We start from the raw sequence: 19,452 nt of genomic DNA on the forward strand, positions 1-19,452 counted from the left end.
TTCGAGCATTACAACGAGAAGCACCCGCACAGCGCGCTGAAATACCGCTCGCCACGCGAGTTCCGACGTAGGACCGATTCATCAACCTTAGTGTGAGACGGTGTCCGGAAGTACGGGGGCAAATCCAAACTGGGCATGCTTACTGTCCAGGAGGTCATCCGTGGTCCGCTCCGTCTCACCGATGCCCGAGATCGCGCGCTTCGTTGAGGCGCTTCGCGAGGCGTTTGGCGCCGACGAAATCAATGCGATCGTGCGACGGGGGCGGGCCGGCGAGCCTGTGTTCTTCGCGCGTGAGGGCGGCATGGAGTTCGGCACGCCGCTCGCGACCGCAGCGGGATGGGACGCCTCGGCGGTCGTCGACCGCCACTATTGCGACGACTGCGGCGGCGCGTGTCTCGAAACCGGGGTGCGCTGCAGTGAACATCGTGCGCGAGGCGCGGCTAGGCCTGCGCGATAAAAGCGGGGTTGTTTTCGCGATCATTCCGACGGGTAATGTAGTCGCCGCGGCCTAGACTCTTCCTATCCCTCGCGCTTCTGGCGCATCGACCTGACCACAGCGGCTTGCCGTTGTGCTTCTTTCTGTCTCACCGGCCTGGCGCCTGTCAAGCCTCTATCGTTTTGATCCCCCTTGGGAGCCTACTCCCGGACGGGACGCGGCTCCCCTTTTTCATTCAGGAGCCGTCCATGTTCAAACGTGCGTTCCGTAGTGTCTCCATCGTCGTTCTCCTTTCCACGCTCGCAGCTTGCGCGAACATGACCGACTTCGGCTCGCCCGACGTCTATCAGCGTTCGGACGTGCAGCGCGTCGGTAGCCTCGATGAGGTCACCGTTGTACGCGTGCGCAACATCACGATCCAGACCTCGGGCGACGGCTCGGGGATCGTCAGCCTGATCACTGCAGGTGCGAGTGCCTTTCTCGGCTCACAGGTGATCGGCAACGGCAACGGCCGCTATATCGCGGGAGCGATCTCTGGTGCCGGTGCGGGAGTGATCGCGCAACGCGTTGGCGCTGCGCTCTCGCGGACAGCAGGCCTCGAAATCGTTGTGCGTAAAGCAAACGGGTCGATGCTCGTGGTCACGCAGCCTGACGACCAGCGTTTCAAGCCGGGCGATCAGGTCCTGCTTGTCAGCAGTAACTCGGGCGTGCGCGTCACGCACTGAGTCTTTCCCTCATCCGCCGGCGGCACGCCGGCTTTCCTCTCCAGCACGGCGAGGCGTTTCCCACCAGGGACGCCTCGCTTTTTTCTTTTTCGAGGTATTCATGAATCATATTACGAGGATCACTCACGCCGATCGCCGCAGCGCGGGCGCCAGGCGTGATACCGAAATCGCACGCTGCGCTCGCGGCTTCCTGCGCCGTGTGGCAGGTGACCTGCGTCTGCGCGCGGGTCAGCACGACATCACGTCGCTACCTGCCGCGCGCGGTCGAGGCTGTCGTGTGACGCTAAACACCGGGCGGCTCATCGTCGAGGTGGCCGATGCACCCGCACGCAACAGCGTCGCTGTCTCGTTCCGCACCCGGCATGGCCGTTCCGACCTGTCGGGCGGCGGCGATAACGCAGTGAGTCTCGATCAGATCTCGTCGCGCGAGGGCTACGAGGCCATGCTCGCCGCACTGCGGCTGGCCAGCGGGCTCGATCAAGAGCGCCGCCAGGAGGCCGGATGAAGATCATTAGCGTCGTGGTCGAGTTTGCGTCCGGGATGGACATCACAGACGGAGCATCGTTCGATCCTGATTCCATGACGGTCTATCTTTCGGAGCGTCTCCGGCGGTTGTTGTTGGAGTCGGATACGACGGAGGCGCCCCCGAGGATTACGGCACAGGTCGACGACGCACATTTGCCCGTGACTTCGCTCGACGGGCAGTTCATCGTGCGCGCCAGCGCGGCTGAGCCGGCGCCTCGTTCGCTTCTGTCTTTCCGCCGCTTCGGGCATGCCTGGAGCAAGGAACAACGACAGCAATTTGGGCGCTTTTCCCACACGTTGTCGGCGGCATCGATTGTCGGCGCAGTGGGTTATTGGCACTCTACTGGGACCTGGACCATCTCCGCCGTGCTGAATGAGGCGGTACTGGTGTTCCTGTTCGTGATACTCTTTTTGCGAGGCATGGATTCCATGAACGGAGAATGAGCATGGGCTTTGGACTGTTCGCCCTCGTTGTTGGTCTCGCTGTGTTTTTCTACGGCGGCCACATGACGAACCGGGGCCGTCAGGCGGATCGGGCGCATCGCTCGCATTCGCACTGACCGATCACTGTAGCGCCGGCTGACGTCGGCATAGTTGAGTAAAGGGCTGCACCTTCCGGTGCGGCCCTTTTTCTTTTCAGGACCGCAAACATGCAATCAACGCTTGAGCTGGATCTGCCGGTCGCGCTTGCGGCCGCACCGTACGACGCTTCCGGCAAAACGGTCGGCGAAGTGGCCCGCGAGATCGGGCGGAAGCTATGCAGGACCGGGCTTGAACCGGAGTGGGTCTGCATTTCGAATTTCGTCGGTGACCCGAAGTGCGACGTCTACGGCCTGCGCGAGACGGCGCCGTGGCCGCAGGCTGGTAGTCCGAAGGAACGCCTGAGCCTGTCGGTCGAACGCCGCTACTCCGAAGGCTGGGTCATTCACATCGAGTACATCGCATTTCATGCGAAAGGCGAGGGCGGCTACTGGAGCAGCGTGCCGCTGCTGCGCATCAAGACGCTGACACGCACCCTCGCGTGGTCGGTGGCCGCGGTAGTTTCTCGCCTGCTCGATATCGACTGACGGAACCACCTTCCTCTTTCCCTTCCCTTGCGGGGCATTGCCCCGGACGGGTGATGCTTCGCCTTCAGGAGCTTCACCATGTACACACTTTCCATTCCCAACGCAGTTCTCTCGGCCAGCACGCTCGCCGGCCTCTTCGGTCTGTTCCGTGACGAGCGTGTGCGCGCGACGGAATCGGCCCAGATTGCACTCGGCGGCGCACCGGCCGGCGTGAGCGTCACGCGCTACAACGGCAAGCTCGCACTGCGTCAGCCCGGCACGGCCGATTCGATCATCGCCGGGATGCTGGATGAAATTCGCAGCGTGGCCTTTCTTGACGACCGCGGCGTGCAACGCCAGCCGTGGGAAATCTGTGCAGCCGACTGGGATGGGCTGTTTGCGTTCGTCGATGTTTGCAGAGAACCGCAGTTGCTGCTCAGCTTCGACCAGATCGACGCAGCCGTCACCGAGGCTCGCGGGCGCGGCCGCAGGTTTGACCTCTCCGATTTGTGCATCGAGGCCATGAAGCGTCGCTTCGGCTTCGGCTACGCAGGACCGGCGCTCCCCGGCACACGGGAGGTCAGCAGTCGCCATGAGGTGCAGGTCGCGTACGCGCTGCTCGCGAACCTGCCGGTACCCGAGGCGGTGCTCGATGACTATCGCCGCAACACTGAGGCGTTCCGCTATGGTCCGTACTGGGCAGCAACGCTCGTGCATGTCCCGGAGCTGCGCGGCGCGATTCCGGGCGCAAAGCTTCAGCACATCGTCTCCGTCATGAAGCACAACGGCAAGGCGATCGATGCACAGAATGCCGACATCCTCACGAGGATCGCGCGGCTGCTGCAGGACTGCCCCAGCTATCCAGATGTCGAGGATCTGCTGCATGCCAACGGCTTCATCGACGACCTGCCGTTGCCCGCCACGTTCGACGGGCCGGTCGACGTGGGAGAACCCGTCTCGCCGCTCGCCATCCGTGTCCGTGAACTCGTTGCGGACAGCACACGCAAACGTGCGATCGACCAGGCCGACAGGGAGCTGGCTCTCGGCCGCATCAGCAGACGCATGCATCGCCACCGCTGCAATATCGCGCGGCTGGAGCACGGCCGCCATACCTTCGCGTATGGAAACCGGCTCTCCCACGCGCTGGACCAGCGCGACGTCCGCCTGCTGCTCGAGGTGCTGGATACCTCGGACGAGCATAACCGCGCGAGCAAGACGGCGTTCCGCGAGGTCCTTGGCGTGAAGATCTTCGGCCTGCGAGCTGCTGCACGGCGTCGCGCGGTTTTTGCGCTTTGCGGCTACAGTGAGGACGAGCAGGCGCATTGGGAGCGCGACGCTGCGCAGGCGAAGGCGCAGCGGGATGCGGAGCGCGACCTGAAGGAGGCGCGCGACGCCGCGGCCCGCGCAAGTTACAGGGCCGGCAACGGTGCCGAATTGAGCGGGGCAGAGCACGTCGATCTCGCGATCAGCGAAGGGTATTGCACCATCCACAGCTTCCGGCGTGGCGCGATACTGAACTATGCGCTGATGCGCGGCAACGAAAGCGCGGCGCGGCGTCTGAGCGCAAAGGACGGTACGCTCGCCTACGCGCGCGCCCTGCTGGAGCGGCGCGCTGCGTAGTCTCTTGTTTGCTGAAGTCCGCCGGCGCCTTGTGCGCCGGCTTTTTTTTGTCCACCGCAAACGTCCCGCATCGAAAGCCATGCGGAATTCGTGAGCATTGCGGCGTTCGCGTAGGTAGCTCACGCCTACACTGGCCCCTATCACCCGCGTCCGTGACGCATCGACCACGCCGGCACTGCCGGCAATCCAACCCGCCTGCCGGGGGCATCGTCCCTCGGGGGCGTGCTCCCGTCGGGTTTTCCGAAAGGACTGCCCATGAACCCGCAACCCGCCGATGTACCAATTGCGCAGCTTGAGTGCGCGATCAATCACTGGCGCGAACGCCGCCCGTCTGCCGATCCCGATAGCCCGGTGCTGTGTGCGGAGGCGCGCGCGCTGGCCGACGTATACGGTCTCGCGATCTATCACGGCTGGACGCGTGTTTCGCGCGCATCGCTAAACGACACGCAACGGTCCGCTCTCGACGCCGCCCAGCCGTAAGCCGCATTACCGCGTCGTTCGACGCATCGCAACGCCGCCACCGCGGCCATCTCAATGACCCCGCCGGGACAACGCTCCCGCCGGGGGTGTTGCTCGCGCGGGGTTTCTCTTTTCTCAGGAAACCCTCATGCAAGTCAACGCTTCCCAGCTCAATGCCCTGCTCACCACCTATGTCCCGCAGCGCCTGCCAGTCCTCATCACCGGGCGCCCGGGTATCGGCAAGAGCGATATCGTCGCCGAGGTCGCTGCTACCCTCGATTACGACCTGCTGATCAGCCACCCCGTTGTCGAGGACCCGACCGACTCCAAGGGCCTGCCGTTCGCGGCGGCCGACGGGAAGTCGGCGCGCTTCCTGCCGTTCGGCGACCTGGAACGCGCCCTGCAACCGCGTGAGCGTCCGCTCATCTGGTTTCTTGACGATCTCGGGCAGGCCTCGCCAGCAGTTCAGGCCGCCAAGATGCAGCTACTGCTCGCACGCCGCATCGGCGAGCACAGGCTGCCGGATGACGTCACGTTTCTCGCGGCTACCAACCGCCGCAACGACAACGCGGGCGTGAGCGGCATCCTCGATCCGTTGATCTCCCGCTTCGCGACGGTCGTCGAGCTTGAGGCCACGATCGAAGAGTGGACGGCCTGGGCCGTGGTCAACAACGTGAAGCCCGAGCTCATCGCGTTCCTGCGCTTCCGCCCGGATCTGCTGTCGGTCCAGAAGACCTCGCGTGATATCGAGGCGACACCGAGTCCCCGCAGCTGGGGGTTCGTCGCGAAGGCGATGGGCGTTGTGCCGAAAGAACTCGAGCTGATTTCCTATGCCGGCGCGGTGGGCGAGGGACCAGCCACGGAGCTGATGGCGTTCGTGGAGATCTACCGCGAACTGCCTTCGCCGGCGGCGGTGCTCGCCGCGCCCGATGCGGCGCCGATTCCGGAAAAGCCTTCGGCCCTGTATGCGATCAGTGCGGCGCTGGCCATGTACGCGAACGAAAGCAACTTCGAGCGCGTCGTGACCTACACCGAACGTCTGATCGGCGCGGGTCTGAACGAGTTTGCCGCGTTGCTGGTGACCGACGCATTGCGCAAGACGCCTGCCATCGCGAACACACATGCCTTCATCAGGGCGCAGGGCGGTCCGATCGGCACGCTGATCCACGGCTGAACGCCACGCCTTCCTTTCGTTGTTCCGGGCGGCGCGCATCGCGCGCTTCCCGCGTCGCAGTTTCCTGTCCTGACTTATTCCATCCCATACATTTCTCTGGAGTTTCTCCATGAACATCACCGACATCCAGTCGCGCGTCATGCTCTGCTCGGTCACCATCTCGTCGTGGGTTGCACGGCGGTTTGACCTGAAGGTCACCGAGGAGGTCGAGAGCCGCCACGACACGAAGGGCATCGGACGCTTCAACAAGCGCCTGCTGCCCGAGAATGCGCCCAGCTTCAAGGAAGTCGTGTCGCTCGGTGGTCGCATCCGCCGCTACTTCTACGACCACACGCTGGAATGCAACCAGCTGTCCGTGCGTCTGCTACCCACGGAGATCTACATGGACTTCTCGGCGCAGATGCGCCGGATGAAGGACGAGTTCGATCTCGCCGTGCAGGTATTCCTCACCGACTACCTGGACCTCAAGGAACAGGCACGGCAGGAAATGAATGGCCTCTTCAACGAGGCCGATTACCCGACGCTTGCCCAGCTGGGGGCGAAGTTCGGCGTGCGCATGTCCGTGCTGCCGTTTCCCGACGCGAGCCAGTTTGGTGTCGATCTGCCCGAGGACGTGCTTACGAGCCTGCGCTCGGAAATCGACCAGCACGCCATGCGCTCCATCGAGGATGCCAATCAGGACATCGTGCGGCGTCTTTACGATGCTGTGTCGGCGATGGCCAACCGGCTGTATGCGGCGGGCAACGTGCGTATCGACGTCGCCGATAACGTACGCGATCTGTGCGGGCTGTTGCCGAAGCTGAACTTCAGTAACGACCCTCAGCTCGACCACATCCTTGAGCAGGCCAGCCGTCACCTTGCAGTGCATACCGGCATAGAACTGAAGGAATCCGAGGTGCTTCGCTCTCAGGTTGCCGCCAAGGCGACGGAGATCGAGGAACTGATGGAAGCCTTCATGGGCGGCAAGCCGCAGACGGCGCTGCCCGCGGCGGGTACTGCGTCGCATCTGCGCATCGCGGCGTGAGGCGCCCATGGATGCCCGTATCTCGAAGCAGCGATCGGCGCTCGTGCTGAACCAGCCGTTCTTCGGTGCGCTGGCACTGCGCCTGAAGGTGATCGAGGATCCGGCGTGCAGGACCTTCTGGGTGGATGGGGAGCTGCTGGGCTACAACCCGGCGTATCTCGCCACCTTGAACGATCTTGAATGCCGGGGTGTGCTGGCGCAACTGATCCTGCACGTTGCCAACGGTCACTGCTTCCGGCAGGGGCCGCGCGACGCGGACCGCTGGAACGACGCGTGCGACCATGCGATCAATCCGATCGTGAAGCAGGCGGGTTTCGTACTGCCATCATCGCACCTCGACGACGCCCGGTTTCACGGGAAGTCGGCCGAGGAGATCTACGCGGTCCTCACGCAGGAAGCAAGGCAGAAAGAGAAGGAGAAGTCTGGCGGCAAGACCGGTGCGAACGGGCCGGTTGACCAGCCGGCACCCGCGAACGGCGCGAACAATCCGTCAGCGGCTCCCGAACCGGATGCCCCACCTTCCTGCGGCGAGGTCCGCCCCTATCTGGGGCCGGACAAGCCGGTGAAGGAAGCGGGGTGGAAGGTCGCCGTGCTTCAGGCCGCGAAAGCGGCGAAGATGCGCGGGTCACTGCCTGGCAGCCTGGCGTCTCTTGTGGAGGCGGCGGCCGAGCCCTCGGTGGACTGGCGTGGGATCCTGATGCGCTTTGCGCAGCAGGTGACCCACGACGACTACAGCTGGGCGATGCCAAACCGCAGGTATCTGCATCTCGGGTTTTACCTGCCGTCGCTGCATTCCCCGGCAGTGGGTGATGCCGTGTTCGTACGCGACAGCAGCGGGTCGGTCTTCGACGAGACGCAGGCGCAGTTCGCGGCCGAGGTGATTCACGTCGCTGAGGTCGTGAGGCCTGCGCGGCTCATCGTGCTCGACTGCGACACACGCGTGAGGCAGGTGCAGGTCTTCGCGCGGGGCGACCCCATTGATCTTGCGCCGGTGAAGGGCGGCGGTGGCACGTCGTTTGTAGATCCGTTTCACCGGGTGGACGAGGAGGGCATCAATCCGGCGTTCCTCGTCTATCTGACGGACATGGAGGGCAGGTTTCCCGACGTCGCGCCGTCGTACCCGGTCCTGTGGGCGTCGACCACGCCGCTGAAGCGTGCGCGGCACGCGCCTTTTGGCGAGACGGTCGAGGTGATTGTCTGACCGTCCAACTTGCTGCACCCAACCCGGCTCCTTTGAGCCGGGTTTTTTTTCGTCTGTGCGAACGCGACGAGGCTCGAAAGCTACATAAAAACTGCACCATTCCGTGTTTTTCCGTTCAGGCGCCTGAACGGCGGCGCTGCGCCGTCGCGGCGATCGGCGCAGCGTGTTGAGCGGCGCAAAAAGCTGAACAATATCGCGGCCCTTTTGCCTGACGGGGCACACGGGTGCGCCCGAACAATACAGGCATGTCCGATGCCGCCGACAACTCCGCCCTGAAATTCAACCGCCTCGAAGAGAGCGCGGTGAAGATGTTTTTCGCCTCGCTGCGCCCGTTGCAGGAATTCCTCGACGCGCCCGATATCGCGGAAGTGCTCGTCAACCACCCCAACGATGTGTGGATCGAGCGGCGCGGCGTACTCACGCGCGTGCCCCTCCAGCTGAACCCCTCGACGCTGTCCGGTGCGATTCACTCGCTCGCCTCATCGGTCGAGAAATCAGCGAAGGCCGGCACCCACCAGGGGATTCTCAACGCGGGGCACGGCACCCTCCGTATTGCGGCAGTCATGCGACCGACAGCGATTGACGGCGATGCGCTGGCGATCCGCAAGCACCGCGACAGGCATCTGTCGCTCGACGACTACGTCCGCGCCGGCGCGTTCTCCCTGTCGCGTGCCCGGCAGGACGAAGACATCGAATACTTCCCGCCCGGCGCAGAGAACGATGAGCTGCGCCGGGCACTGCGGGAGATCGTACGGGCGAAGAAGAACATTCTCGTTGCCGGCGGCACCTCCTCCGGCAAGACGACCTTCCTAAACGCGATTGGCGCTGAGATCCCCGACGAGGATCGCGTTATCACGATCGAGGACACGAAGGAGCTGAATCTCCCGGTCCCGAACCTGCTGCGGCTGCTATCGAACACCGACACGGGCGTGACGACGCAGATGCTCGTTGCACTGTGTCTGCGCTTTCGCCCTGACCGGATTCTGGTGGGCGAAGTCCGCGGCGGCGAAGCATACGACTTCATCCAGGCGCTCAACACCGGTCATGACGGCGGTCTGGGCTCGATCCACTCCAGCACGGCGCGCGGTGGGCTGCGCCGGCTCGAGAGCCTCGCCATGCTTGGCGTGCCGTCCGGCACGCGCTGGGACATCGGCGACCTGCGCCAGAACATCGCGAGCTGCTTTCACTACGTCGTGCACATGAAGCGCACAGGCGAAATGCGCCACCTCTCCGAAATCCTCGAAGTGCGGGGTTACGACAACGGGGATTACATCCTCAAACGCGTTTTCTAAACCACTGGAGTGGACCACAAATGAAGCAACGCCTGACCTCCTTCCGACGACGTGTCGCACAGCGCGCGTGCGAGGCATACGCACGACTCTTCAGCCGGCGTGAGCTCCGCACGACGCTCGTTGCGCTGGCCCTGAGCGCCATCGCACCGCTCGCTTCGGCCTCGTCGACCGATCTGAGCGATCTGGGGTCGGCGACGGATGTGATCTGCCTCGTCTCCAACTGGATCAGCGGGCCGTGGCTCTTCGGGATTGGCCTCGTGATCATGATCGTGGCCTGCATTGCAATCGCGACGTCGGAAAGCACGATCGCGAAGGTGCTGTCCGCGGCATTCGTCGGGATCGGCTTTGCCGCCTGTGCGGTCCCCGTGCTGAAGAACCACTTCAAGATTTCGTATGTCTGCACGTAAGCCCGTCAAGGTCAGCCGGTCGCTTTCGCTGCCGCGCCAGATTGGCGGAGCGGACCGGGTACTCGCGCTCGCCAACGGCCTCGTCACCGTCATGCTGTGCTACTCGTGCGGCTTTGATCTTGGCAGTTGCGTTGGCTTTGTCACGATGGGCGTCGCCGTGCACTTCTTCCTGCGCTGGATGAGTTCGCGCGATCCCTGGTGGCGCCTCGTCATGCTCGTCTACAACCGCTACCCGGACGTCCATGAGCCGTCGCCCTCGCTCAGGTCATCGGCACGCTTTCGCCGGCCCTACGGATTTGACCAGGACCTGCCATGCTGAAGTCCGCGAAGCGCCGCGCGCTCGCGCGCCGGCCCATTCACGAGATCGTCCCGTGGATGACGATGGTGACGCCCAGTCTCGTGCTCGACAAGGATGGGTCGGTGCTTACGTCCTTCGAGTACGAAGGCATCGACATCGATACGCCCAACGCCGGCGACATCACGGCCACGCGCAACAACCTGGATCAGGCCTGCAAGAACTTTGACCATCGTGTCACCGCCTGGTGGCGGCTTGCGCACCGGCGCGTGCGTAGCGACATAGACGGCGATTTCGCCTCGCCGCTCGATGCGCGGCTGAACGAAATCAACCGCCGCAACGTCGGCAGCGGGAAATACTTTCGCAACACGCACTCCCTGTCGCTCGCCTTCACGCCCGAGACCGGCATCAACAAGTTCTTCGAGAAGGTCGGCTATCACCTCAAGGTCGGCGGCAAACCCATGCCGCTCGCAATCTTCGAGGCGGTGCGCGACCAGGTCCTGACGCGGAACGCTTTCGTCTTCGACGTCGACCAGCTGACCGCGGACATCCGGCGCTTCGAAGGCGTGCTCGACGCGTTTCGCGGCGGCGTGGGGCGGCTCAGGATGAAACGGCTGGAGCTGCAGCATGCGCTCGCCTATCTGCATCAGACCGCCAATCCCTCGGTGCCGCCGCGGCGTGTGCGCTACCCGGTCACGATGCTCGATACGCATCTGACCGAGTCGACAGTGACGTATGGCGCAGAGCACCTGCTGTTCGAATCCGCGCACGGCAAGCGATACGCGAAGATTGTCGCGGTGAAGGAGTGGCTGGGCTTCCAGGAGGCTGCGCTCGACGTGCTGTGCGATGTCGACGCCGAGCTCGACATCTGCGTGATGTTCCGCTTTCTGAGCACCAGCCGCGCTGAAGCGTTCATCAAGTCAGTGCGCAAGTTCTTCAAGGCCGCCGCGTTCAATCCGTGGGCCGTCGCGAAGGCCTATTTCGCGAAAGAGGAGCAGAAGAACGAGAAGGATCGCGAGACCCTGGCCGACGAGGCCGAGGACGCCCTCAAACGCCTGAATGCCGAGGGCGCGCAGTTTGGTTACGCCAACATCTCGGTGGTCGTCTACGGCGACACACAGGAAGAGTGCGATCAGGCCATGTCCGATGTGGTGGGGCGCCTGAGCAACGCGGGCTTCGGACTGATCCTGGAGAAGGACAACCTGCCGGCCGCCTGGGCGAGCACGCTGCCTGGCCGCTGGGACCAGCAAAAGCGCCTCCAGTTCGTGGAGACGGCCGCCGTGTCCGATGTGGCGCCCGTACGTGGCGTTCCCGAAGGCCCGGAGGTCAACGAGTGGCTCACCCAGCAGTTCGGACGCAGGACTGGCCCGACCACGATACTGCCGACGCGTCACCGCACCCTGCAGCGTGTCGTGCTGCATCATCCGAGCGGGCGCGCGCACCTGCTCGTTGTGGGCCCCAACGGTGCGGGCAAGACGATGCTGCTCAACTTTCTGCTCTCGCAGATGGGGCGGCACGATGCGCGACGTGTGCGTTTCGACAAGGAGCGCTCGACGCGCATCCCGACGGTCCTCTCCGGGGGGCATTTCATCGACGTCACCGGCCGGTACACGGCGGCTACCCCGATCAATCCGCTGTCGCTTCTCTCCGAAGAGCGCCACTACGTATATGTCGCCAACTGGGTCCAGATGGCGATCGAGGATGACGAGGCCGGCGGCTTCCGGTGCTCGCCGGCACAGGAGCGCGAGATCTACGAAAAGGTGCAGATGCTCGCGACTGGCTACAGCGCCGAGTACTGGACGTTGTCGTACCTGACCACGCTGCTGTCGTCCGAGCTTCGCGAGCGGCTGCGGATCTGGACCAGAGGGGAGAAAAACGGCCAGTTCTTCGACCACGCCGAGGATGCGTTTGCGCTGTCGGAAAACCTCTCCATCGAGTGCGGCGACCTGTTCCAGAACCACCCCGAGGCCGCGTTCCTGTTCATGGACTACGCGTTCTACCGCGTCTCGCAGTGGCTTGACGGCAAGCGTTTCACGGTCATCGAGGTCGAGGAGTGCGGCTTCTATTTCCTGTACCCGCGCTTCTATGCGCGGCTGGAACTGTGGGCAGTCACCATCCGTCGCCTGAACGGAATGCTGGCCCTGGCTACCCAGTCACTCAAGCAGCTCGAGCGCGTGGCGAACTTCGAGATCCTGAAGGAGCAGTTGCAGAACATCGTCTATCTGGCCAACGCGGACGCGCGCAGCAACCGGAAGCTCTACGCGGATGTGTTCGGGCTGACGGATAGCCAGATCGACATGGTGGCCGATGCGGTGCCCAACCGCGACTACCTGTGGGTCACGCCCACGCACACGCGGATGCTTCAGGCGAGTTTCGACCGCGAAACGCTTGCTGCGCTGCGCGCCGATGGCCGCGCGCAGAGCGTGCTGGACCGGCATTTCGAGTCAGGCGACGAGCACTGGCGCGAGAACTACATGCGCGAGATGCTCGCGCAGGACTGAGAGGGGTGAAACGATGAAGAAGTTTGGGACTACCGCTTTGTGTGGTGTGGCAGCTGCGCTATGCCTGATGCAGCCGGCGTCGGCACAGTGGGTCGTCTTCGATCCGACCAACTTTGCACAGAACATGATCACGGCGGCAAAGGCGATCAAGGGCGAGATTTACCAGGACACAAACATCGCCTACCAGTACCAGATGATGGCCACCCAGCTGCTTCAGGCGACCAACCTGAACCCGACGGCGATGAAGGCGCAGTACGACCAGATCACGGGCGATATCTCCAAGATCAACACTTACAACAGCAACCTGCAGAGCCTCTACGGGAGCCTCTCGCAGGGCAGCTCATACATCACCCACATCCAGAACCTGATTTCGACATCGGGCAAGTCGCCGACGCAGTGGCTCTCCGACATGAACGCGCTTTACAAGCAGGGCGACCAGACCGCGACGAGCCTGTTCCAGATGGGCAACGACGTGAACCAGCACATCCAGACGCTGGCCTCGCGACGCGCTGAACTTCAGTCGCAGCTGTCGATGACGCCGACCCAGGAGGCGACGGCCGCGCTTACGACGCACTACCTCGATATCGTGACGAGCCAGAACAGCGACCTGCTGCAGATGATGGCCGCCAAAACCCAGACGGATGCGCAGCAGTCGGCTATGGACAACGCGATGGCGAAGGACCGGGCGGTTGCCGCGCAGAGCTTCCAGGCGAAACAGGATGCGGAGCGCGCGGCGCTTAGCGCCATGCCGACAAACTGAGGCGGCACATGAACGTGAGACGCAACTGGATCGCCGGGCTGCTGTTCGTCCTGACGCTGTTCGCGGTGGCCAGTGCGCGTGCCGACGACACCCAGGCAGGCGGCCAGCAGATTACCCCGGCCAGCGACAACACGGTCACCGTGACGTCCACGGGTAATGACACATTCGGGTCAACGATCAAGAGCGGCGAGATCGCGCAGGGCAATGCATCCGCCGCGTCGAAGCTCAACGCCCTGTTCAGCGCGATCATTCCGGCGGCCGTGGCGGCGAGCCAGAGCCTGAAGCCCGAGGCTGACAAGTTTGCGGCAGGCCTGGGCGCGATAACGCTGGTTTTGACCTTTGTGCGCTATGCCGCTACCCGGGACCCCGTGAATGCATGGGTCCTGGTGTTCGAGGAGCTCGCGACGCTCGGGATCTTTGCATCGATCTATGTGGGCTACCAGAACTTCTCGCAGGGCTTTTACGGATGGTTCCAGACGCTCGCCGGCATGATCCAGTCTGGTGCGGGGGCAGGCTTTCTCACCATGACCGGCGGTGTCGCCGGCACGGCGTTCGAGTCTATCGTGCAGGCCTACAAGGGCACGCACTGGTACGAATACATCGCCCTGACGATCTCGCTGGTTCCGCTCATTTTCGCCTACATCATCCTGATGCTCACGGGGGTCGTGTTCACGTTCATGAACAATCTGGGCCTGATCCAGGCGGCTGCGGGCATCGTCATGGGCCAGATCGCGATTGCACTGGGTTTTTCGTCATTCACGCGTGGCTACTTCAAGTCGTGGCTCGACTACATGATCAGCGCGGGCATGTATTGCGTGGTGAGCGCCATTCTCGCGAGGCTCGTGATCGGCTCGCTATCGACGGCGCTTACGGCCGCCACCGCGAACGGCATGACGACGGCACAGGGGGCATCGTACGTCTTTGACCTGTCGCTTTTCGTCTTTCTTCTGTCGTTCGAGATTCCGAAGTTCGCAGGCATGTTCGGCGGCGGCGCCAACGCCTCGGGCTCCCTCGTCAAGAAGGCTGCGAGCGTCGCCACGGGGGGCATCCTGTGACCGCCAGCTCGTTGCATCAGCCGATGGAGCCCGCGGCACTGACCGCCGTGCACGAGCGCCGCGTGGCGCTCATCCGGCAGGCTGCCAACGAGGCGAGCGAGCCAGAGTACCGCCAGCGCTGGGGCGAGGTGCTCGCGCGCTGCGCAACGTGGTTCTCGAGCCTGCCGTGGTCGCCGGAACTCTACCGCGAGCCCGGTGGTGCCTTCCGCTGCACGGTGGAAACTGCGTTCTACGCGATGCGTCTGGCGGGTGGCCAGAAGTTCGGCACGAACCTGCCATCCGAACATCGGCGCCGGGTCGAGCCGCAGTACAACCATGCCGTGTTTCTCGCCGCGGTGTGCTCCGGTCTGGACGAGCCGTACCGGCATTTTGTGGTGCTGCGTGAACGCGACCGTGCAGAGTGGAATCCCGCCGCGCATGGGGCCCTTGGCCCGTGGCTCGGTGGGAGCGCCTACGCTGTTCAACGCCGCGCGGCGCCGCTGCCGGTAGAACGCATGCGCACCGCGCTTTTCGCGCAAAACCTGATTGGCCACGAGCTGCTGGCCGGATACGAGGCGGACGTGCTGACGCAGCTGTTCGGGGCGATTAACCCCGTGCCTCATCCGCAAGGTGCCGAGTCGCTCGTGCATAAGGTCGTGCGCCAGGCAGTGAGCGTGGCGGCCGACTTCGACCGAAAGGCGCAGCAGGGCGTGTATGAGGCGGTGCCTTATCCGGTGCCAGCCGCGGTGCACGTCGCGGCAGCGGTTCAGCCGGTCGTGGCCTCGCCGGCTCCGTCACCAGCCGGGATGCAGGCCGCCGGTGCCGTGCCGGCAGCTGTGATAGCGACGGCTTCGCGCCTGTCGCCGCCTTTGACGGCGTCGCCCGCATCGCCAGCCGCAGTGCCTGCCTCCTCCGTGCCCTCCGTTGCTCATGCTACCGACGCGCGCAGAGCGACGTCACCGGCAGATGCCGCCGCGAACGCAACGGGGCCGTCGTCGCTGATGGAAGCGATCCGGGAGGATCTGGCGCGCGCGACGACGGGCGACTCCACCTCCGCGCCAGCGGCGCCGTCTGCCCCGGAAGGGGTGGCCCGCACGACTGGCCAGAAGCAGGACGCGCAACTCGGTCTGCCGTTCCAGGGCGATACCGCACCGGTGGCGGCGCCGGTGGATCCGGGCGCGATGCGTCCCCGCGCGGCACGAGAGGAACGCGCAGGCGTGCCTGCCACGTTCGACCAGGTGCTGGAGGGTCAGCCCAACATGATCCGCGAGTTTTTCCGGGCGCTGGCCGAAGACGTTGCAGCGGGCAAGGCAAAGGTCGCCTGGACCGACAAGGGTCTGTCAGTATCGAAGCGACTCGTGGGCAGCTACGGCGTGGCCAGCGACACGCTTGTCGAACATCTGCGCAGGCGCGGTCTGCTCGTGGCCAATGTGCAGACGGAGATCGTGCTCGCACCGCGAGCTGGCGAACTCATCGTGGAGCGCGGAGCGTGAACGCTGTCAGCCCCTACATCAACCATTTCCGGCCGGTCTACGAAATCCGGGCAACGATTTTCTGGTTCGTTGCCCTCGTCTTTCTCCCGTTCTCGGGCATGCCCTATGGCTGGGCCTTTTCCCTTGCGATGCTGGTGCCGCTCGCCTTGCGGGGCACGCAGGTCTGGAAGGCGCTGCGCTTTCGTCTGGCGATCTCGACCAAATGGCTGACGACGCTTCCAGTGCCCCAGCTGATGGCGGTGCAGAGGAAGATGCGCGAGGAGAGCAACTCGATGTACCTGGGCACAGGCTTCGAGTGGACCCAGAAGCACTGCCAGATCGCACACGATATCCTGCGCATGCCCACTACCGACATACCGGGCTTGCCCAAGTGGCTGGGGAAAACGCGACGCGGTCGCGAAATAGAAGCGGCCATCGAGAAGATGTTCGTACCGGCCAACAGCATTCGCGACCGCGAGCCGCAGGGCGTCTCGTGGATTCACGGCATGGAGCCCAGCAAGGTCCGCATCCCGTTTCACTACAAGGCGATGAGCGCGCACACCGCCGTGGGCGGCACCACCGGTTCGGGCAAGACGCGCACCTACGAGGTCATCTCCACCCAGGTGATCCACTGCGGCGATGTGCTTATCGTCATTGACCCGAAGAACGACAAGGACTGGAAAGCGCGTGTCGAGCGCGAGTGCGCACGCACCGGCCGCAAGTTCCTCTATTTCAGTCAGGCCAAGCCGCTCGAATCGATCCGGCTGAATCCGCTGGAGAACTGGTCGCAGCCGTCAGAAATTCCTGGGCGCATCGCACAATTGATGGAGGAGGGGCCGTTCCGGGACTTCGCCTTCCTTTTCATCGATCGCGCGGTCAAGGGCGAGCTGTATATCGGGGACAAGCCGAACCTGCGCTCCATTCTCAAATATGCGCAGGCCGGTGTCGCCAAGCTGCTCGAACGCAGCCTGGAGCGGTTCTTCCGGGAGAAGGGCCTCGACAACTGGGAAGAGCTGGTCGCCACGACGGTCACCCAGATCGGCGGCAAGCCTGGGAGTACGTCGCGCGTCGACGCCATGGTGCTGCTGTACAACGAGCGGTACGCGCATAACGATCTCGGCCACGAGGCGATCGACGGGCTCATTGCGACTCATACACACGACCGCGATCACTACACGCGGGTCATCGCGTCTGTCATGCCGCTCCTGCAGATGCTCGCGACCGGCGAGACGGGCCTTATGCTCGCTCCCAAGGTCGAAGACTTCGAGGACGAGCGGGAAATCTGGGACATCGACCGGATCATCAAGCAGAAGGCCGTGCTGTACATGGGCTTCGACTCGTTGTCGAACAGCATCGTCCAGAAGGCAATCGCATCCCTCGTGCTGGCCGACGTTGCGGCAGTGTGCGGCGCGATCTACAACTTCTACAAGGAGACGCCCGATGTCGTGCTCATCATCGACGAGGTGGCCGAAGCGATCAACGAGCAGGTGATCCAGATCCTCAACAAGGGGCGCGGCGCAGGCTTCAAGGCGTTCGTCGCGTTCCAGACCCGCTCCGACCTGGAAGCGAAGCTCGGAAACGCTGCAAAGATGCTGCAGGTTTTGGGCAACCTGAACAACCAGATCATCTTACGCTTGGAAGACAGCGACACGGCACAGTGGTTCTCGGACAAGGTCGGGGAGACAGCCATCCGCAATATCCAGGTGTCCGGTGGCACGAGCCGCGGCAGCGAAGGGCACATCGGCGAGTTCAACGGAACCATCACCCGGTCGCTGCAGCTGGAGAAGGTGCCACTCATCCCCGTGGCGCTCATCCAGCGCTTACCCAACCTGCAGTACTTCATGCGCATCTCAGGGGGCGCTGTGTATCAGGGCCGCATTCCAATCCTGCAAGGCTAGACAAAACAGGCATGACTTCCACCTTGTTCAAAAAAATCATTCGCGAACACAGACTTTCCTCCCACCTGGTACCGGTGTTCACGATCGCGCCCGAGCTTGAACTCGCCTGCTCGCGTCTCGCGGATTTTATCGGTGAGCGTTTCGAAGGTGAGCGCAAGCCGCTCATGTGCGAGATGCTGGAGGACGGCGTCGCGGAATACAGACGCGTGCGCAAGACGGGCGAGCCGCATGTCGCATTCATGCGCGGTCTGTTCAGCCGCGCGCACCTGCTCTACGCCCGGCGCTACGTGGCGAATGAGGGGGACCGAGTGCATGTGTGGTGGCCGATGCTTGAACCCGTCACGGCGTTCGAGGCCCGGTTTGGTGAAGGCGCGACCGCGATGGTCGACGAGGCGTGCCCCGAACGCATTACCCATAAGACCGCAGCTTTCCAGCTCGCAGCCCGGGCGCTCACCGGCGAGGGGTTCCGGCTCTACTTTGAGGACTACGATGTCGCTCACAGCTACCCTGATCGCGAAGCTGTCGGGGCTTGACCAGGTCGACGCCGCGCGCGTGCTCTCGACGGTGCGTTCGCAGGATGACCTCGCGGCGCCTGCGCCGCCGGAGTTCGCGCGCGGACGCAAGGCCCGTGCGTACGGGCTCGCAGTTGTCATCGTGCGCAACCCGGTGCGTTTCTGGCTGGGGCTCGTGGGCCTGACCGCATTCCCGGTCTACCTGCTCCTGTCCGTGGTGGAGTGGCTTCATGGCTAGCAGCCGCTTCGTACGTCACGTCAAATGGTGGTTCGTGATCATGCCGCTGGCCACTGGCCTCGTAATGCCGGTTGTGCCAGATCGCGCCCTGTTCGAGGTCAGCGACGTCGAATCGCAGTCCGTTGTCGATACGCTGGGCGAGGTCCGCGCAAGCGATGCCGTCGATGCAACCAACGCGCTGTTCCGCCGCTGGTTCGTCGACTCCGGTGCCGTGCGTGCGACGATGACCGCCGGGAGCGACCGCAGTGACCTTGATGCCGACGGCCTGAATGGCTTTGCCCGGGACTGGGCACGCCAGTTCTGGATGCTGGTGTATCGCGCGCTGTACCGCGTCCTGGTGATGCACACGTGGTTCGCCGGCATCGCGGTGCTCAGCATCGCTGCGGCTATCGACGGCGCAGTGCGCCGGAAGGTCCGGGCGGCGGCCGCCGGCATGGCCAGTCCGCTTTCCTTCCATCTGGCCATGCACGCGCTGCTCGTTCTCACTGGCGGTGCGTTTTCGGTGCTGTTGCTGCCGGTGCCGCTCGTCGCCCAGTGCTGGACGCTGCTGGCCATATTCCTGCCGCTGCTCATCTGGATCGTCAACTCGTCGGCCTGAGCGTCATCGGTCCACTTCCTCTATCTCCTCCGGGAAAGCTCACGATTTTAGTGAGCTTTCTGCCATTTGGCGTTCAGGCGCCTGAACCGTCAGCACATTCGGCGCATCGACACGGCACCCGACCTGCCGGAAAGCCCCCGCAATTGAACGCGTTTTGCCCAGATATGGCGGCGGCCCGCCGGAACAATAGGTGGGTGCCGCGCGCTGGTGCGCGTGCAACTCATAAGGGACAACG

At 63.9% G+C, this 19,452-nt stretch carries 21 protein-coding genes; all 21 read left to right on the forward strand.

The genetic code is table 11. The features are described 5' to 3' along the window. The first annotated feature begins 160 nt into the window (after nucleotides 1–160). The 21 genes from PKKP23_RS31090 to PKKP23_RS31190 all read left to right on the forward strand — a co-directional run bounded on the left by PKKP23_RS31090 (nucleotide 161) and on the right by PKKP23_RS31190 (nucleotide 19,217). Nucleotides 161–457 (forward strand): hypothetical protein, encoded by a 297-nt coding sequence (locus PKKP23_RS31090; protein WP_338120187.1) that lies wholly within the window; start codon nucleotides 161–163, stop codon nucleotides 455–457. Nucleotides 458–753: 296 nt separating this feature from the next. Next, nucleotides 754–1,161 (forward strand): outer membrane lipoprotein, encoded by a 408-nt coding sequence (locus tag PKKP23_RS31095; protein WP_240659218.1) that lies wholly within the window; start codon nucleotides 754–756, stop codon nucleotides 1,159–1,161. 100 nt (nucleotides 1,162–1,261) lie between these two features. Then, nucleotides 1,262–1,666 carry a hypothetical protein gene (locus PKKP23_RS31100; RefSeq protein ID WP_126879728.1) on the forward strand — a complete coding sequence of 135 codons (405 nt, stop codon included), beginning with the start codon at nucleotides 1,262–1,264 and terminating at the stop codon, nucleotides 1,664–1,666. Further along, a complete protein-coding gene (locus PKKP23_RS31105) occupies nucleotides 1,663–2,130 on the forward strand; it encodes a hypothetical protein (protein WP_126879729.1) in 468 nt (155 codons plus the stop codon). The genes PKKP23_RS31100 and PKKP23_RS31105 overlap by 4 nt, the downstream gene beginning before the upstream one ends. A 206-nt stretch (nucleotides 2,131–2,336) precedes the next feature. Next, complete coding sequence (locus tag PKKP23_RS31110; RefSeq protein ID WP_126879730.1) at nucleotides 2,337–2,753, forward strand: hypothetical protein; 417 nt, start codon at nucleotides 2,337–2,339, stop codon at nucleotides 2,751–2,753. A gap of 159 nt (nucleotides 2,754–2,912) precedes the next feature. Then, a complete protein-coding gene (locus PKKP23_RS31115; protein WP_126879731.1) occupies nucleotides 2,913–4,352 on the forward strand; it encodes a hypothetical protein in 1,440 nt (479 codons plus the stop codon). A gap of 255 nt (nucleotides 4,353–4,607) precedes the next feature. Next, nucleotides 4,608–4,832 carry a DUF3717 domain-containing protein gene (locus tag PKKP23_RS31120; RefSeq protein WP_126879732.1) on the forward strand — a complete coding sequence of 75 codons (225 nt, stop codon included), beginning with the start codon at nucleotides 4,608–4,610 and terminating at the stop codon, nucleotides 4,830–4,832. 127 nt (nucleotides 4,833–4,959) lie between these two features. After that, on the forward strand, nucleotides 4,960–5,985 hold the full coding sequence (locus PKKP23_RS31125) for an ATP-binding protein (protein ID WP_126879733.1): 1,026 nt from the start codon (nucleotides 4,960–4,962) through the stop codon (nucleotides 5,983–5,985). A 109-nt stretch (nucleotides 5,986–6,094) separates the two neighbouring features. After that, nucleotides 6,095–7,009 carry a hypothetical protein gene (locus PKKP23_RS31130; protein ID WP_126879734.1) on the forward strand — a complete coding sequence of 305 codons (915 nt, stop codon included), beginning with the start codon at nucleotides 6,095–6,097 and terminating at the stop codon, nucleotides 7,007–7,009. A gap of 7 nt (nucleotides 7,010–7,016) precedes the next feature. Beyond that, the gene (locus tag PKKP23_RS31135; protein WP_126879735.1) at nucleotides 7,017–8,210 is read left to right on the forward strand and encodes a vWA domain-containing protein; all 1,194 of its coding nucleotides are present in this window, start codon (nucleotides 7,017–7,019) and stop codon (nucleotides 8,208–8,210) included. A 245-nt stretch (nucleotides 8,211–8,455) separates the two neighbouring features. Then, complete coding sequence (locus PKKP23_RS31140) at nucleotides 8,456–9,502, forward strand: TadA family conjugal transfer-associated ATPase (protein WP_126879736.1); 1,047 nt, start codon at nucleotides 8,456–8,458, stop codon at nucleotides 9,500–9,502. A gap of 20 nt (nucleotides 9,503–9,522) precedes the next feature. Next, nucleotides 9,523–9,909, forward strand: coding sequence for a TrbC/VirB2 family protein (locus tag PKKP23_RS31145; RefSeq protein ID WP_126879737.1), 387 nt, complete (start codon nucleotides 9,523–9,525; stop codon nucleotides 9,907–9,909). Continuing rightward, nucleotides 9,896–10,228 (forward strand): VirB3 family type IV secretion system protein, encoded by a 333-nt coding sequence (locus PKKP23_RS31150; protein ID WP_126879738.1) that lies wholly within the window; start codon nucleotides 9,896–9,898, stop codon nucleotides 10,226–10,228. The genes PKKP23_RS31145 and PKKP23_RS31150 overlap by 14 nt, the downstream gene beginning before the upstream one ends. Next, nucleotides 10,222–12,705 carry a VirB4 family type IV secretion system protein gene (locus PKKP23_RS31155; RefSeq protein WP_126879739.1) on the forward strand — a complete coding sequence of 828 codons (2,484 nt, stop codon included), beginning with the start codon at nucleotides 10,222–10,224 and terminating at the stop codon, nucleotides 12,703–12,705. Before PKKP23_RS31150 ends, PKKP23_RS31155 begins: the two co-directional genes overlap by 7 nt. Before the next feature lie 13 nt (nucleotides 12,706–12,718). After that, nucleotides 12,719–13,465: a DUF4141 domain-containing protein gene (locus PKKP23_RS31160; RefSeq protein ID WP_126879740.1), complete on the forward strand. Its 747-nt coding sequence runs from the start codon at nucleotides 12,719–12,721 to the stop codon at nucleotides 13,463–13,465. Nucleotides 13,466–13,473: 8 nt separating this feature from the next. Continuing rightward, nucleotides 13,474–14,520 carry a type IV secretion system protein gene (locus PKKP23_RS31165; RefSeq protein ID WP_126879741.1) on the forward strand — a complete coding sequence of 349 codons (1,047 nt, stop codon included), beginning with the start codon at nucleotides 13,474–13,476 and terminating at the stop codon, nucleotides 14,518–14,520. Next, a complete protein-coding gene (locus tag PKKP23_RS31170) occupies nucleotides 14,517–15,992 on the forward strand; it encodes a TraI domain-containing protein (protein ID WP_420873260.1) in 1,476 nt (491 codons plus the stop codon). The genes PKKP23_RS31165 and PKKP23_RS31170 overlap by 4 nt, the downstream gene beginning before the upstream one ends. Continuing rightward, nucleotides 15,989–17,869, forward strand: coding sequence for a conjugative transfer system coupling protein TraD (gene traD, locus PKKP23_RS31175; protein WP_126879742.1), 1,881 nt, complete (start codon nucleotides 15,989–15,991; stop codon nucleotides 17,867–17,869). Before PKKP23_RS31170 ends, traD begins: the two co-directional genes overlap by 4 nt. A gap of 11 nt (nucleotides 17,870–17,880) precedes the next feature. Beyond that, the gene (locus PKKP23_RS31180; RefSeq protein WP_126879743.1) at nucleotides 17,881–18,402 is read left to right on the forward strand and encodes a hypothetical protein; all 522 of its coding nucleotides are present in this window, start codon (nucleotides 17,881–17,883) and stop codon (nucleotides 18,400–18,402) included. Beyond that, nucleotides 18,359–18,619 (forward strand): hypothetical protein, encoded by a 261-nt coding sequence (locus tag PKKP23_RS31185; protein WP_042303820.1) that lies wholly within the window; start codon nucleotides 18,359–18,361, stop codon nucleotides 18,617–18,619. Before PKKP23_RS31180 ends, PKKP23_RS31185 begins: the two co-directional genes overlap by 44 nt. Further along, entirely contained in the window at nucleotides 18,612–19,217 is a 606-nt protein-coding gene (locus tag PKKP23_RS31190) for an IncC plasmid conjugative DNA transfer DtrJ family protein (RefSeq protein ID WP_042303821.1), read from the forward strand. The genes PKKP23_RS31185 and PKKP23_RS31190 overlap by 8 nt, the downstream gene beginning before the upstream one ends. Nucleotides 19,218–19,452 lie beyond the last annotated feature (235 nt).

This window comes from Paraburkholderia kururiensis JCM 10599 = LMG 19447 (assembly GCF_003986935.1).
Taxonomy (GTDB): Bacteria; Pseudomonadota; Gammaproteobacteria; order Burkholderiales; family Burkholderiaceae; genus Paraburkholderia; species Paraburkholderia kururiensis.